The organism is Bacillus sp. UNC438CL73TsuS30, from assembly GCF_000482325.1.
In the GTDB taxonomy this organism is placed as follows: Bacteria; Bacillota; Bacilli; order Bacillales; family Cytobacillaceae; genus Neobacillus.
Window position 1 is genome coordinate 145,146 of sequence record NZ_AXVA01000012.1, and the last position, 14,757, is coordinate 159,902.

The window sequence follows — 14,757 nt, forward strand, 5'->3', positions numbered from 1 at the left end:
ATTTCGGTAATAGAAATTATTATAATAATATAATGATGATAGAAGTGAATACAGTGAAAACACAATCATTCCCTGTTAAAAACCTTTATATCAGGGAAATTTTGTTTTGGTATTATCTGCAAGTTGTTTTATTTTTCAAAATATATTGCTTTTTATAAAAATAAATTATATTATTTCAATATAAATTTTTATGAAATATGTATTCAGAACATTTCGACATTTGTCGAGGAGGTAAACACAATGGATTTATTTAGAAAGAAATCAATCCAGGCCTTAATCAAAGAGGTTGGACAAAAAGATATAACCTTAAAAAAGGAATTAGGTGCCTTTGATTTATCGATGCTGGGCATTGGAGCCATCATCGGAACAGGTATATTTGTATTAACAGGAGTTGCTGCTGCAGAACATGCAGGACCAGCACTCATCATCTCTTTTATATTATCGGGTTTAGCATGTGTGTTCGCAGCACTTTGTTATGCGGAGTTCGCTTCAACAGTCCCAGTATCAGGAAGCGCCTATACGTATAGCTATGCGACATTCGGTGAAATCATTGCCTGGATTTTAGGTTGGGATTTAATTCTTGAATACGGACTTGCCTCATCGGCAGTTGCCAGTGGTTGGTCGGGTTATTTTCAAGGGCTTCTTTCCGGTTTCGGCATCCATTTTCCGAAGGCCATCACAAGTGCTTATGATCCGGCAAATGGAACATTTATCGATGTTCCAGCTATTATCATTGTTTTCTTTATCACTTTCTTATTAACGCAAGGTGTTAAAAAGTCAGCTCGTTTAAATGCGATCATGGTAATTATAAAGCTAGCGGTCGTTGTACTATTTATCGTTATCGGCGTATGGTATGTTAAACCATCTAACTGGACACCGTTTATGCCATTTGGTTTCTCAGGCGTTGCAACTGGTGCTGCAACTGTTTTCTTTGCTTATATTGGGTTTGATGCTGTTGCAACGGCGGCGGAGGAAGTAAAAAACCCGCAGCGTAATTTACCAATCGGAATTATCGCTTCGTTAATTGTTTGTACTGTTTTATACATTGCTGTATCGGCCATCTTGACAGGAATTGTACCTTACCAAATGCTTGATGTTAAAAATCCGGTTGCATTCGCACTTAACTTTATCCATCAAGATTGGGCTGCTGGCCTCATATCACTTGGTGCAATAGCCGGAATAACAACGGTTTTACTTGTAATGATTTATGGACAAACCCGTTTGTTTTATGCGATCAGCCGTGACGGATTATTACCAAAAGTTTTCTCAAAGGTTAATAAGAAAACGCAAACTCCAATGATGAACTCATGGATTACCTGTTTCCTTGTATCTATATTTGCAGGATTAGTGCCGCTGGGCAAATTAGCTGAGCTTGTTAACATCGGAACATTATTAGCGTTCATGACTGTTTCAATCGGGATTTTATATCTGCGTAAAAATAATCAAGGAGCACCAAAGGGTTTCCGTGTTCCGTTCGTACCATATGTACCAATCTTGGCTTTCGTATTCTGCGGATACTTGGCACTTCAGCTTCCAGCGACATCATGGATTAGTTTTGGAGTGTGGCTTGTAATCGGACTAGCTGTTTACTTCGGTTACGGACGCAAGCATTCCACCTTAAATAGTAGTGTAAAGGAAATGAGAAAAGTAAGTTAGTTTTATAAAATTGCGGAAAGGACCTCAAAAAGGAGGTCCTTTTTCCTATGCACTAAATATTAAAAAATATGTCGAAAATCATCGGATAATTTAAATTTCTGTCGGTAATTTTTATAATAGATGGTAGAATAGTAGGAAAGATAAATTAAAATCTATCGCGTTCCTTATGTCATTGGAGGATTTAAAAATATGAAAGAGGGCTTCAGAAATCAAAAGTTAATATTTGAAGAGAAAAAAGCCATTAAATTATTTTTGTGGTTGTTTTATATAATCTATTTTTCATTTGACTTTTTTTACTATTACATCTATTCGTTTTCGAATGGGAAGAAATTAACCATTCTTCATGAGGGCTTAGGAATATGGCTATATTTTTTATTAATTGGATTACTACCAATCGGAGTTTATTTCTTAAAAAAGGGAAACCCCTATATTGTTAAATATCTTTTTTTATATGGTTATATACTTTTTGACATTATTGACTGTCTTATGATCTATTTAGGAACAACTAAGCCTTTTGCGACTGGAAATGTTGTTGAAATTTTATTTATTGTTTTTTCTCCAGTATTTGTAAATAAAAGATTTTTTTGGAATGTCACCTTAGGGTTAATTGGTAAAGATCTATTTTTAGGAATAATCCTGCATGACTATCGTGTGTTACTCCCGGTTTTGATATTTGCCATCATAGATGCTATTGCTTTTATTCTTTTAATAAGATTTAACTCCTATATTGACTCCTTAACACATGTACTTGATGAGCTAAGACAAAAAGAAAAACTTGCTGTTATCGGTCAAATGGCTGCCGCAATAGGTCATGAGATTCGAAATCCATTGTCTTCATTGAAAGGTTTTACTCAATTACAAAAGGAAAGATATCCAAATACAAATGATTTCTACCCAATCATGATCCAAGAAATTGATCGGATTAATTCAATTGTCAATGATTTAATGTATTTAGGTAAACCCAGGGCTATTGAATATGTTAAATCAAACATTGAAGAAATCATTGCTTATACATTATCGATTACCCAACAGCAAGCCGAAAGACATGCTGTTGTTATGGAAACTCTTATAGAGGGACCTTTACCTCCTATCGATTGTGATGCAAAACAATTAAAACAGGTATTTATTAATCTATTCAAAAATGCAATTGAAGCGATGACGGAAGGTGGAAAAATAAAAATTAACGCGAAGGTTTTAAAAGGGCAAAAAATGTACATCTCTATCCAAGATGAAGGGTGCGGTATTTCGGAGGAAGTTATCCCTAATTTAGGTGAACCTTTCTATACGACCAAAAAAGATGGAACAGGTCTTGGTTTAATGGTTTCAAATCAAATCATTAAAGATCATAAAGGCAGCTTTAATATCAGAAGTCATATCGGAAAAGGAACAAAGGTTGAAGTGATTTTACCAATATTTCAGAACTAGAGTCGCGAAAATTAAAGGGATTTTTTCCAAAAAAATATTTCTTATTTATACAAAATTCTTCTCACTTCAACAATGTTAAATGATTTATAATGTAGGAAAGTATTGAAATGTAGTATTTCTTAGTATAAATTGTAGAATTTTGTTAGTCGGAAATTAACATCGGGGAAAATAAGAATATTTACATTCTCTACATGAGGTAAACAGATGAAAAAAAAATTAATAGACTCAAACATAAGACATGAAGAAGGCCGAACCTTAAAATGGTTTATTGTTTTATTTTATATTATATCAATTTCCTATGATTTATTTTATCATGTCATTTCAATCTATAGTCCAAAATTAAAATATGAAACGCCAGATATATTAGGATTATGGATTTATTTGTTCATGTTTGCATTAATTCCAATTGCACGATATTTATTTAGGAAGCAAAAACAACATCAGATAAAATATATTTATTTTGTTACCTACACTAGCTTAACTTTAATAAATGATATTATTTCCTTTATTGGTAAACCGGAGCTTTACAAAAGTGGAAATGCAGTTGAAGTTTTTTGGCTTTTATTATCACCTGTATTTGTAAATATTACTTTCGTTAAAGTGGTTACGATTAGCCTATTATTAAAATATATTATTTCTGGTCTAGTGATTCAAACTTCCTTTGTTTTATTACCTATTTTAATGATTGCAATCCTTTCAGTTTTTTCATTTATCCTTTTAAATCGATTCCAATCCTATCTAAATGCAATAAAAACCTCCTATGATCAACAATTGGAGGGGATTGTTAAAGGTGTAATAGCTACTCTCGAACTGAAGGATCCGTATACTCGGGGACATAGTGAACGGGTCGCAAGCTATGCTTTCGAATTAGCAAAAATAAGTGGGAAGTTTTCGAGAGACGAGTTAAAATCTTTTAATTATGCATGTTTATTACATGATATCGGTAAAATCCATATCCCTGATCATATTTTAATGAAGTCTGGAAGCCTAACGAAAGAAGAATATGAAATTATTAAGTCACATACTGTGGTTGGCGCAGAAGCTGTTTCGAAAGTAGTAGGATTTAAAGATAGTATTGGTGTAATTCGTTCCCATCATGAACGTTGGGATGGAGAAGGATATCCAGACGTGTTAAAAGGTGAGGAAATTCCGTATCTTGCTCGAGTTACCTCAATTGCTGATGCATTTGATGCTATGACCTCTACAAGATCATATAGGGCAGCACTGTCAATTGAAGAGGCATATAAGAGGATTTTGGAGGGGAAGGGTACACAATTTGACCCTGAATTAGTAGAACAATTTAAAAAAGTTCTTCCTTTATGGAGAAGCATTTATGATAAAGCAAATAAAGAACAAGGTTTCACCATTACTCTAAATAAACAAGTGAATTCAGATAGGGGGTGAGTAAATGAAAATCCGCAAACTGAGCAAAGTTAAAGTAACGTGCTGGTGGTGCTGGTTTATGTGAATTATTAAAAAACGGGGTGCTTGCTATTAAGCTATGCATCCTTTTTTAATAGATTAAAAATAAAGGGTGTTTAAATGAACATTTCCTATACTTCCTTTCTCAAATTGGCCGAAATCGAAATTCGCAAGGATAAAAAACATTATATTGTCGAAGATCAAGTTTCAGGTGAGTTTTATGAAATGACGGAGATTTGTATTGATGCGATTGATTTAATTAGCCAGGGAACACAATTAGGAGAAATCGAGCATCAACTTCGCGCGAAATATCCTAATGAAGACGTGGACCTGATTAAATTTGCTGACCAGTTAATCTCACTAAATCTAATAGCAGAAATTGACGGCGTAAAAATTGAGTGTAATCAAAGGGAAAAAGAAGATTTAGGATTTTTATGGATTCCCTCCACAATTGGGAGAATCTTTTTCAATCAGTATGCTTATTTTATTTATTCGCTTTTATTTTTTGTTAATATCATTCTTTTAATCATAAACCCTTCTTTGTTCCCGCACTATAAAGATTTATTCGTTCTTGATTCGATGTCTTTAATTCTACCGCTACTAATTGTACTAAGATCTCTTCTTGTTTTAATTCATGAACTTGGACATGTTATCGCATTACGTTCTTATAATCTGCCTGCAAAAATAAATGTGGGGCACCGGCTGTTTCTTGTGGTATTAGAAACGGATATATCGACAGTATGGAAATTACCCGCAAAGGATCGGAATAAGTTATTTTTGGCAGGCATTTGTTTTGATACCGTTATCCTATTTTTGGCTTTAGCAGGTCAACTGTTTTTTGCCCACATTCAAGAGTTTTTCCTAGGCCTAATGAAAATTGTTGTTTTAGATATCTTTTTTAGAATGGTATATCAATGCTGTATTTACATGAAAACAGATTTTTATTACCTTATCGAGAATAGTTCAGGTTGCTATAATTTGATGGAAAATGCTCAAGGGCTGTTGAGGGGCCTTATACCGTTTGGAAAATCACTTACCACTGGTGAAATTCTTTTTGAAAGCGAAAAAAAGACTGTAATCGGCTATTCCATTTTATATTTTATAGGGGTAGGTTTAACTGTATTTTTATATATTTTTTATTTCATTCCGGAATTGTTTTATTCGATAAAGGAAGTAATCCCAGGCTTTAAAGCATTTCCTTCAAGTATAAGCTTTTGGGATTCGACTCTCTTCATCTTACAGATTGCATTGTTCTTTTACCTGCTCATTAATTCCTGGAGGGGAAAATACCTTCAAAAATCACAATTGTGACAGAGTTTTGTCAAAATCCATATTTCTAAGGGTTTTTTCCCCCGAGGATGGGGGAGTTCCCCTATATTTGTAACACTAACGTTTTTCTTACAATAAGGTAAGACAAAACGTTAGTGTTATTTTTTTTTAGGAGGAGCTTGAAATGGAAGCGAAACTAGTAGCAAGTAAAAAACAGGAACGCTCGGTCAATGATGCGTTTGCATCCCATTTTGCGAAATCAGTCTTTTTAACTGTCGTCGGACTAGCGATTTTAACCTTTATCGGAACAAGAATGTTTACCCATATTGACTTAAATCTATACGGGTACATGGTGGGAACCCTTGTCTTTATCGGTGGCTTTTTCTACCGATTCATTGCCTGGGGCGAAAGACCGCCAACCAAAATCATCATTAAAAAAGGTTTAAAACTGCTTTTTAGAAAAAGCACAGCGAAGACTGCAGTCAGTCATTTAGCGATTTACGATTTTATCCGGAATCGGGGAATTTACCGATGGGTGCAACATATCTTAATTGGCTGGGGCTGTGTGCTTGCCTGTCTTGTGACCTTCCCGCTCGTATTTAGCTGGATGTACTTTACGATGGAAGACAACGGCTATTATAATATTGTGCTTTTTGGAATGAATGTCATGAAGGTTCCCGCTGAAGGGATTATCGCCTTTTTCTCTTATAATGCACTAAATATTGCAGCCATCATGGTCATTTCAGGTGTTTGCATGGCGCTGTACCGCCGTTTAAAAAACATGCAGGCAAGAGCCGAGCAAAAATTCATGTACGATTTCTTACCGCTTTACCTATTATTGTTTATTTCGATTACAGGTTTGTTATTAACCTTTCAGAACATAGTATTACATGGCTGGATGCAGCCGCAAATGTCCTTAATCCACCAATTTTCAGTGATTATCACATTAATCTATTTACCATTCGGAAAGCTTGCTCATATTCCTTTCCGTCCAATGAGTGTATTTGCAAGAAATTACCGAGAACATTATGGAGAACAGCATATGAAAGAATGTAAAGTGTGCGGAGATCATTTTGTTTCAGTTGAACAATCAAACGATGTCATTCAAGTTTTAGGTGTCAATGAAATCGAATTTAATATGGAAGACGGTTTTAATCTTGCTGAATTGTGCCTGCCATGCCGCAGAAAATACCGCATTGCAAGATTCTCAGGATTCCCAACTCACCAAGTGAAGGTCAAGGAGGCAAACCAGAATGCAAAGGGATAAGTTTTTTAGAGAAATTGAAAATGTACGGCATCCAAACGAAACGTTAATAAAAACACATTGTGCTTATTGTGGAATGCAATGTGGAATGAATTTACGTGTAAATACAAAAACCAACAAAATCATTGGGGTAGAACCTCGTTATGACTGGCCGGTAAACGTTGGTAAAATGTGTCCGAAGGGTGTAACTGCCTATCAACAAACGAATCACGCGGATCGAATCTTAAAACCGTTAATTCGTGATGATGCTTCCTTAAAAGGGACACAAGAAGGCTTCCGTGAAGCAACTTGGGAAGAGGCATATGACCTGATTGCGAAGAAGTTTACCGAACTGCAAGGAAAGTATGGAAAAGATACATTATCCGTCTTTAGCGGTGTATCGATGACAAATGAAAAATGTTATTTAACAGGAAAATTTGCGAGGGTTGCCCTTCAAACAAGATATATTGATTATAACGGACGCTTCTGTATGTCCAGTGCAGCTGGTGGTTTCTTACGTTCCTTCGGAGTGGACCGCGGTTCTACATTACCATGGACCGATATCCATGAAACAGATTGCTTGTTCATTGCCGGAAGTAACACAGCTGAATGTCATCCCACCTCGATGTTCCGTGTCTGGCATGTACAGGAAAGAGGCGGCTACTTGATTGTGGCTGACCCTCGTGAAACACCAATTGCCAGAAGAGCAGATGTTCACTTAGATTTACGTCCAGGAACAGACCTAGCACTGGCCAATGGAATTTTAAATCTGCTGATTCAAAATGGTTATGCCGACGCGGAATTTGTTAACAACCATACCAATGGTTTTGAAGAAACAAAAGAATTAGTTAAAGAATTTACTCCTGAATATACAAGTCAAATTACTGGTGTTGCAAAAGAAAAGATTATCCGTGCCGCTGAAATTTACGGCAAAGCACCAAATGCAATCGTAATGTTCGCGCGTGGAATTGAACAGCAGCATAAGGGAGTCGACAATGTTTCAGGTTACACCAACATGGCACTAGTAACAGGAAAAATTGGTCGTCCAAAATCAGGTGTTGCAACATTTACTGGTCAAGGAAATGGTCAGGGTGGCCGCGAACATGGTCAAAAATCAGACTTATTGCCGGGATATCGTAAGCTAACCAATCCGAAGCATGTGGAAGAAGTATGTCAGGTATGGGGCATTACTCCTGATGAAATGCCGAAGCCAGGGGTTTCAGCAGTGGAAATGTTTCAATTAATGGAGCAAAAGGAAATTCGTGCTCTATACTTGCTTTGTTCAAACCCGGCCGTTTCTGCTCCAAATCAAAACTTTATTCGAAAAGCGTTAATGAGCCTGGATTTCATGGTTTGTGCTGATTTCTATTTATCTGAATCAGCAGAATATGCGGATGTTGTCCTTCCTTCCGTCACATGGTCAGAAGATGAAGGAACGGTAACCAATCTTGAAGGACGGATTATCAAAATTAATCAAGCGCAAGATCCAATCGGCGAATCGAAGCCGGACTGGCAAATGCAAGTGGAGCTTGCTGAAAAACTGGGTAGAGGAAAGTATTTCTCCCATTTAAAAACGGCTAGAGATGTCGCAGATGAATTCCGTCTTGCCTCAAAAGGCGGCTATGCTGACTATTATGGAGCAACATGGGATAAAATCGACAAACAAGATGGTGTTTTCTGGCCTTGCCGAGATGAAAACGATCCTGGTACACCACATATGTTCCTAGATAAAAAGTTTTATCATCCAGATGGAAAGGCAAAAATTTGTGCCCTTCCATACCGCCCGCCTGCTGAAGAGCCAGATGAAAAATATCCGTTACGCTTAACAACAGGACGTGTCGTGTTCCACTATCTATCAGGAAACCAGACAAGAAGAATTCAATTCTTACGCGATATGTGCCCAGAGCCATATGTGGAGGTCCATCCTGAAACAGCGGCAAAATATAATATTGAACATGAAGAATATGTCCGCCTGTTTACCCGTAGAGGTGAGGCTGAATATAAAGTGAAAATTACGGAAGCTATTCGAAAAGATACGGTGTTTGTGCCTTATCATTTTGGACACGATAAATCTATCAATCTATTAACGATTGATGCGCTTGATCCAATTTCTCGTATGCCGGAATTTAAAGCATGTGCAGCACAGATTGAAAAACTAGAAATGAAGAAGGTGCAATAAATGGTGAAGAAGAGGTTATATTTAGAACTTGAAAACTGTATAGGCTGCCGCTCCTGTTTAGCGGCTTGTACACAGTGCGGCGGGCATGAACAGCGCAACAGAAACTATGTTTACGATGTGAATCCGCTGGTCAATCGCCAGACAATGCCTCTTATGTGCCTTCACTGTGTAAATCCGGCATGTGCGAGAAGCTGTCCAGCACAGGCCATTCAAATTCATGAAACAGGTGCCGTGCTTTCGGCCCTTGTGGAAAAATGCATCGGCTGTCAAAACTGTACGATTGCCTGCCCATACGGAATACCAAAGTTTGATACAGAGCAGAATTTAATGTATAAATGCGATCTTTGTATTGACCGGACGAAGGATGGAATTCCGCCAATGTGTGCTAGTGTCTGCCCTTCGAATACATTGCAATGGCTGACAGATGAAGAAATTGAAGCAAAACAAAAGCAATTCAATTTAGATAATGGTAAATGGGTAACAAGCATGCCTTATTTAGAAGGCGAAACTAATGTAAAAGTGAATCTGCCTGGAATTTTACAAGGCGTCACGAAATTGTTTTAGGAGGGATTAACATGTCAGACAAAAATAATAGAATCCCGTATAGTGAAGATAATTACACCCACAATATAAATCGTAATAATGAGAGAAAACTAGACCGACGCGGTTTCATGAAGATGCTTGCGGGGGCAGCAGGAGTGTTTGCTGTTTCTTCCCTTCCTTGGGGTGCTTTAGCTGCTAAAGAATTAACAGGTCTTAGTGATAAAAAATATCCAAAGCATAAAATTGCTGACTTACAGTCATTACCGGTAGGGGATGCAGTAGACTTTGCCTTCCCGGGTGAACACGATAGTGCGATTTTAATCAGGCTTTCAGAAAATAAATTTGTAGCTTACCAAAATGCTTGTACCCACTTACGCTGCCCTGTTTTTTGGAAAAAAGATGAGGGAGAAATGATCTGCCCATGCCACCACGGGAAATTTGATGTGAAAACAGGTGAGCCAATTGCCGGGCCTCCGAGACGTCCGCTTCCTGAAATTCATGTGAAAGTTGAGAACGGTGCTGTATATGCCGTGGGGGTGAAACGTTATGAAGCGTAGTTACGTACCAGTTGCACTCCTCTTGGCTGTATTAATGTTAAACATTATCTTTACCCAATATATGGTTCATCAATATTTTTATGAAAAGTACACGAATACGATTATTGCTGCGGTCATTAATATTATTTTATTTCCTGTAGCACTTATCATCTATAAAAAAGGTGTGAAGGTCAATGACTAGTGAAACGTATATTGATTTTTGTTTTATCCGGTCAGAATCAGGCGGGTTCGTAAAGGAAATAGACCAGATGTTAAAAGAAACTTTTGCGAATAAACGATTAAATTGGTTTCTTGAAGAAAAAACAATGGACGAAGCTGAAATGGTTGTTGCAGAGATAAAAGGAATGAGTGATTGGGGCTCTGAAGAAGAAACAATTATGTTTCTCGAGGAGAATGCCGGGGAGAAATTTTGGGAGTATCTGCAAGGATACAAGATGTTCATCTATCCGGCAAAGAGAGGATGTAATAGCTGTGGAGTCCATTAATTTAGAGGATCTAAAACGATTTACCGGTGGGCCGGTTGAAATTGCGATTCGCGATGCAGAGGGTGGAGATCAGGCACCAACTGTTAACAAAACGATAAAAAAAGTGCAGCCATGCCCGGATGGCACACATATCCGCTTTTATTTTGATGATTATTATTTTTTGGCAGTACCACTAGCAAGCGATGTTATTGAAACGGAAACTGAATGGTCCGCCTTTGATCCGGAAAGTGGTCTTCATTATACAGTAAAAAAAGTTCAGACCTACTAAAGTCTGGCTTTTTTACTAATCTAAAAGGGGTTTAGGAGGGTTGATGAATGACAACTTTACCGTCAAAAGAGGGGATTAGCTCCTACATTATTCACTCCCAAGAGGAGGAAATTAAACGAATTGCTTTAGAGCTCCATGAGGGGGTAGGCCAAAATCTATATAGTATTTTAACAGGATTACAGTTTGTTGAATCTGGTACAGAGCAACCGGCTATGAAGCATTATCTTCGTGAAATGTCTCAGCTTATCGAAAAAACCATCCAAGAAATTAGGCTGCTTTCGGTAGAATTGCATCCTCCTACCTTAACAACCCTTGGTTTACTTCCCGCCATTAAGAGTTATATTAAATTGTATACTTCAACATTTGGTATTCTTGTTGATTTGGAAACAATAGGAGAAGAAAAACAAATTCCCGAGCGGCAAAATATTGCAGTTTTCCGGGTTTGCCAGGAAGCTCTGGCCAATATTGCGAAATATGCCGACACCTCCAATGTTAAGATGAATTTTATTTGGACAGAGACGGAATTAACCATAACGATACACGATTTTGGTAAGGGGTTTCAACCGGAGGAACATGAAATAACTAGTCCATTATCCGGGCTTGCTGCGATGAAAGAAAGAATGCTTCTTACTGGCGGACAGTGTTCAATTTCCTCTAAAATAGGAGAAGGAACCTCGATAGAAATATCTCTTCCCTTGAAATAAAGGGACAAAGGGGAGTTAGTTTTGATAAAAATCCTATTGGTTGATGATCACGCGGTTGTAAGAATGGGTCTGAAGATGCTCCTTAATACCAATCCGATGATGGAAGTAATTGGGGAGGCTTCGGAAGGAAACGAAGGAATAAAGAAGGCATTAAGGCTAAAGCCGGATGTAGTGGTCATGGACTTAAGTATGCCCCATGGTAAAGATGGACTTACTGCCACCACCGAGCTTAAAAAGGAAATGCCAACAATTAATATTTTGATTTTAACCATGCATGATGATGAGGAGTATCTGTTCCGGGCAATTCAGGCAGGTGCATCCGGATGTATTTTGAAAAGTGCACCCCATGATGAATTAATGGCTGCGATTGAATCCGTTGCAGCTGGTGATGCCTATCTTCATCCGGCAGCTACAAAACGGTTAATGGAAGAATATTTGACAGGAATGAAGCATGACAGTTCAGATACTTATAATCTTTTGTCGGAACGGGAAAAAGAAGTCCTCACCCTCATAGCAAAAGGGTACTCAAACAAGGAAATTGCCGAACAGCTGGTGATTAGTGTTAAAACGGTTGAAACCCATAAAGGGAACCTGATGGAAAAGCTGCAAATGAAAACCCGGCCTGAGCTTGTTGAATACGCGGTTAAAAAGGGGTTATTAGGGTATGGTTTTTAAGGAGAAGCGCCACAGATGACAAAATTAAGAGAATTACAGGCAGTTATTGAAATTTGTAATCAATTGAAAGCTGCAGTAAATTGTGAGTTTGTGGGGCTTGCCTTTCAAAATGAAATTGGCCCGGATGTTCGTTGGCATTATGTTTCAGGTAATTTGAATGATAAATATGAACGGATCACCGTTCGTTTCGGGAAGGGAATCGCCGGAAAAATCATTTCGAGCGGAAGTGCGATGATGCTTGGGGATTTTCCGAAGGATATCCTCGGGAAAGTAACAGACTATCCGATTATGCTGGCGGAAAAACTTGTATCTGCATATGCTGTGCCGATATTTTTTCATTCTGTCCCTAAAGGGGTATTGCTGATTGGCAATAGGGCAGCACATCATTTTACCAAACAGGATCAAGAATTGGTAAAGGATGCTGCTGAAGCTCTGGAGCAGATTTTAAAAGGGCATACATTACTTTGAGGGGGGAACAGAAATGGAAAGAGAAATGCAGCAAATTAAAAACGAACTTTTAGACTATAAATTTGCTCTTGATTCATCTTCAATTGTAGCGATAACAGATTCCCATGGAATTATTACATATGTGAATGATCAATTTTGCCTGATTTCAAAATACTCAAGGGAAGAATTATTGGGGCAGGATCATCGGATTATTAACTCTGGATATCATTCACAGGAGTTTTTTAAAAAGATGTGGCGGACGATTGGTTCTGGTGAGGTTTGGAAAGGGGAAATTCGTAATCGTACCAAAGATGGAACCCATTATTGGATGGATACAACGATTGTCCCATTTTTAAACCAAAAGGGTAAGCCTTATCAATATGTTGCGATTCGATATGAAATAACGGAAAGAAAGCGCGTTGAGCAGGAATTGCAAAAAATGATGACGACCATCATTGATGTGCAAGAAGAAGAACGGAAGCGGTTGTCGAGAAATTTACATGATGGGATTGGTCAAAATCTTTACAGTCATTTGATTACGATTAATCGTTTGCTTAATGAGCAGGACCACCCTCTGCTTCAACAGATGCAGCAAGAGGCAACGCAGTTAATTGAGGAAATTCGTGAAATTTCCTGGGAGCTTCGCCCCTCTGTATTGGATGACCTTGGGCTGGTTCCGGCGATTCGTTCTTTTCTTTCTCGTTATTCAGAGCACTATAATATTGATGTCTATTTTGAGTGTGTATTGAACAAACGGCTGCCAATCAGTATTGAATTAACAATTTATCGGATTATCCAAGAGGCGTTAACGAATATCCGTAAATATGCGGAAGTCTCAGAAGCAACTGTCACGATCAGGGAAATTGATGAACTTGTCAGGGTAATGATTGAAGATAAGGGAATAGGCTTTGATGTAGACAATGTTCAGCGTGGTGTTGGTCTTTTCAGTATGGACGAGCGTGCCCGGGCTGTTAGCGGGGACCTATCAATTGTTTCTGAGCCAGGCAAGGGTACGAAAATTATTTTTGAGGTACCTGTTTCAAGATATTGATGGGAGTACTTCGGAATGACAGGCTGTTGTTTTCATGGGATTGATGAAGGACGTTTTCGTAAGAAGTAGGCAAGAAACATTCTTCATAGCTTGGATGAAGGACGTTTTCGTGAGAACTGGGCAAGAAACGTTCTTCATAGCTTGGATGAAGGACGTTTTTCATGAGAAGCAGAAAGAACCGTCTTTCATTGGTTTGATGAAGGACGTTTTTCATGAGAAGCAGAAAGAACCGTCTTTCATAGGTTTGATGAAGGACGTTTTTCGTGAGAAGCAGAAAGAACCGTCTTTCATAGCTTGGATGAAGGACATTTTTCATGAAAAGGAGCAAGAACCGTCTTTCATAGATTGGATGAAGGACGTTTTTCATGAAAAGCAGCAAGAAACGTCTTTCATAGATTGGATGAAGGACGTTTTTCATGAGAAGCAGAAAGAACCGTCTTTCATAGGTTTGATAAAGGACGTTTTTCATGAGAAGCAGAAAGAACCGTCTTTCATAGGATGGATGAAGGACGTTTTCGTGAGAAGTGGGCAAGAAACGTTCTTCATAGCTTGGATGAAGGACGTTTTTTATGAAAAGCAGCAAGAAACGTCCTTCATAGGTTTGATGAAGGACATTTTTCATGAAAAGGAGCAAGAACCGTCTTTCATAGCTCGGATGAAGGACGTTTTTCATGAAAAGCAGCAAGAAACGTCTTTCATAGATTGGATGAAGGACGTTTTTTATGAAAAGCACCAAGAAGCGTCCTTCATAATCTATGCTCAAATACCATTCAAAAGCAAACAAAAAACACACGATTTCACATATCTGGAATCGTGTGTTTTTCAATTTATCC

16 protein-coding genes are annotated in these 14,757 nt (G+C 37.9%); 15 read left to right on the forward strand and 1 reads right to left on the reverse strand.

Annotation, left to right across the window (positions count from 1 at the left end; translation table 11 throughout):
- Positions 1 to 240: 240 nt before the first annotated feature.
- The 15 genes from M028_RS0106290 to M028_RS0106360 all read left to right on the forward strand — a co-directional run bounded on the left by M028_RS0106290 (position 241) and on the right by M028_RS0106360 (position 13,924).
- Positions 241 to 1,656 carry an amino acid permease gene (locus M028_RS0106290; protein ID WP_026573145.1) on the forward strand — a complete coding sequence of 472 codons (1,416 nt, stop codon included), beginning with the start codon at positions 241 to 243 and terminating at the stop codon, positions 1,654 to 1,656.
- A gap of 189 nt (positions 1,657 to 1,845) precedes the next feature.
- On the forward strand, positions 1,846 to 3,081 hold the full coding sequence (locus tag M028_RS0106295; RefSeq protein WP_026573146.1) for an ATP-binding protein: 1,236 nt from the start codon (positions 1,846 to 1,848) through the stop codon (positions 3,079 to 3,081).
- A 204-nt stretch (positions 3,082 to 3,285) separates the two neighbouring features.
- Positions 3,286 to 4,485, forward strand: a complete 1,200-nt coding sequence (locus M028_RS29540; RefSeq protein ID WP_051590951.1) for an HD-GYP domain-containing protein — start codon at positions 3,286 to 3,288, stop codon at positions 4,483 to 4,485.
- 138 nt (positions 4,486 to 4,623) lie between these two features.
- Positions 4,624 to 5,814, forward strand: coding sequence for a hypothetical protein (locus M028_RS0106305; protein ID WP_026573147.1), 1,191 nt, complete (start codon positions 4,624 to 4,626; stop codon positions 5,812 to 5,814).
- 142 nt (positions 5,815 to 5,956) lie between these two features.
- On the forward strand, positions 5,957 to 7,039 hold the full coding sequence (locus M028_RS0106310; RefSeq protein ID WP_026573148.1) for a membrane protein: 1,083 nt from the start codon (positions 5,957 to 5,959) through the stop codon (positions 7,037 to 7,039).
- Entirely contained in the window at positions 7,026 to 9,194 is a 2,169-nt protein-coding gene (locus M028_RS0106315) for a molybdopterin oxidoreductase family protein (protein WP_026573149.1), read from the forward strand. The genes M028_RS0106310 and M028_RS0106315 overlap by 14 nt, the downstream gene beginning before the upstream one ends.
- A complete protein-coding gene (locus M028_RS0106320; protein WP_197031383.1) occupies positions 9,195 to 9,758 on the forward strand; it encodes a 4Fe-4S dicluster domain-containing protein in 564 nt (187 codons plus the stop codon).
- An 11-nt stretch (positions 9,759 to 9,769) separates the two neighbouring features.
- Positions 9,770 to 10,294, forward strand: a complete 525-nt coding sequence (locus M028_RS0106325; RefSeq protein WP_026573151.1) for a Rieske (2Fe-2S) protein — start codon at positions 9,770 to 9,772, stop codon at positions 10,292 to 10,294.
- Positions 10,284 to 10,475: a hypothetical protein gene (locus M028_RS0106330; RefSeq protein WP_026573152.1), complete on the forward strand. Its 192-nt coding sequence runs from the start codon at positions 10,284 to 10,286 to the stop codon at positions 10,473 to 10,475. Before M028_RS0106325 ends, M028_RS0106330 begins: the two co-directional genes overlap by 11 nt.
- Complete coding sequence (locus tag M028_RS0106335; RefSeq protein WP_026573153.1) at positions 10,468 to 10,779, forward strand: hypothetical protein; 312 nt, start codon at positions 10,468 to 10,470, stop codon at positions 10,777 to 10,779. The genes M028_RS0106330 and M028_RS0106335 overlap by 8 nt, the downstream gene beginning before the upstream one ends.
- Positions 10,766 to 11,047 carry a hypothetical protein gene (locus M028_RS0106340; protein ID WP_026573154.1) on the forward strand — a complete coding sequence of 94 codons (282 nt, stop codon included), beginning with the start codon at positions 10,766 to 10,768 and terminating at the stop codon, positions 11,045 to 11,047. The genes M028_RS0106335 and M028_RS0106340 overlap by 14 nt, the downstream gene beginning before the upstream one ends.
- 47 nt (positions 11,048 to 11,094) lie before the next feature.
- Positions 11,095 to 11,751 carry a sensor histidine kinase gene (locus tag M028_RS0106345; protein ID WP_026573155.1) on the forward strand — a complete coding sequence of 219 codons (657 nt, stop codon included), beginning with the start codon at positions 11,095 to 11,097 and terminating at the stop codon, positions 11,749 to 11,751.
- A gap of 21 nt (positions 11,752 to 11,772) precedes the next feature.
- Positions 11,773 to 12,426, forward strand: a complete 654-nt coding sequence (locus tag M028_RS0106350) for a response regulator (RefSeq protein WP_026573156.1) — start codon at positions 11,773 to 11,775, stop codon at positions 12,424 to 12,426.
- Positions 12,427 to 12,441: 15 nt separating this feature from the next.
- Positions 12,442 to 12,894 carry a GAF domain-containing protein gene (locus M028_RS0106355; RefSeq protein ID WP_026573157.1) on the forward strand — a complete coding sequence of 151 codons (453 nt, stop codon included), beginning with the start codon at positions 12,442 to 12,444 and terminating at the stop codon, positions 12,892 to 12,894.
- Between the two features lie 13 nt (positions 12,895 to 12,907).
- Positions 12,908 to 13,924 carry a PAS domain-containing sensor histidine kinase gene (locus M028_RS0106360; protein ID WP_026573158.1) on the forward strand — a complete coding sequence of 339 codons (1,017 nt, stop codon included), beginning with the start codon at positions 12,908 to 12,910 and terminating at the stop codon, positions 13,922 to 13,924.
- On the opposite strand, the gene M028_RS32680 is transcribed toward M028_RS0106360, so the two are convergent.
- Positions 13,893 to 14,657, reverse strand: a complete 765-nt coding sequence (locus M028_RS32680; RefSeq protein WP_155925489.1) for a hypothetical protein — start codon at positions 14,655 to 14,657, stop codon at positions 13,893 to 13,895. The two genes, M028_RS0106360 and M028_RS32680, sit on opposite strands and share 32 nt — an antisense overlap.
- Between the last annotated feature and the right edge of the window lie 100 nt (positions 14,658 to 14,757).

Coding starts and splice junctions, on each gene's coding strand:
- M028_RS0106290 (WP_026573145.1), top strand. CDS start 241: ATGGATTTATTTAGAAAGAAATCAATCCAGGCCTTAATCAAAGAGGTT.
- M028_RS0106295 (WP_026573146.1), top strand. CDS start 1,846: ATGAAAGAGGGCTTCAGAAATCAAAAGTTAATATTTGAAGAGAAAAAA.
- M028_RS29540 (WP_051590951.1), top strand. CDS start 3,286: ATGAAAAAAAAATTAATAGACTCAAACATAAGACATGAAGAAGGCCGA.
- M028_RS0106305 (WP_026573147.1), top strand. CDS start 4,624: ATGAACATTTCCTATACTTCCTTTCTCAAATTGGCCGAAATCGAAATT.
- M028_RS0106310 (WP_026573148.1), top strand. CDS start 5,957: ATGGAAGCGAAACTAGTAGCAAGTAAAAAACAGGAACGCTCGGTCAAT.
- M028_RS0106315 (WP_026573149.1), top strand. CDS start 7,026: ATGCAAAGGGATAAGTTTTTTAGAGAAATTGAAAATGTACGGCATCCA.
- M028_RS0106320 (WP_197031383.1), top strand. CDS start 9,195: ATGGTGAAGAAGAGGTTATATTTAGAACTTGAAAACTGTATAGGCTGC.
- M028_RS0106325 (WP_026573151.1), top strand. CDS start 9,770: ATGTCAGACAAAAATAATAGAATCCCGTATAGTGAAGATAATTACACC.
- M028_RS0106330 (WP_026573152.1), top strand. CDS start 10,284: ATGAAGCGTAGTTACGTACCAGTTGCACTCCTCTTGGCTGTATTAATG.
- M028_RS0106335 (WP_026573153.1), top strand. CDS start 10,468: ATGACTAGTGAAACGTATATTGATTTTTGTTTTATCCGGTCAGAATCA.
- M028_RS0106345 (WP_026573155.1), top strand. CDS start 11,095: ATGACAACTTTACCGTCAAAAGAGGGGATTAGCTCCTACATTATTCAC.
- M028_RS0106355 (WP_026573157.1), top strand. CDS start 12,442: ATGACAAAATTAAGAGAATTACAGGCAGTTATTGAAATTTGTAATCAA.
- M028_RS0106360 (WP_026573158.1), top strand. CDS start 12,908: ATGGAAAGAGAAATGCAGCAAATTAAAAACGAACTTTTAGACTATAAA.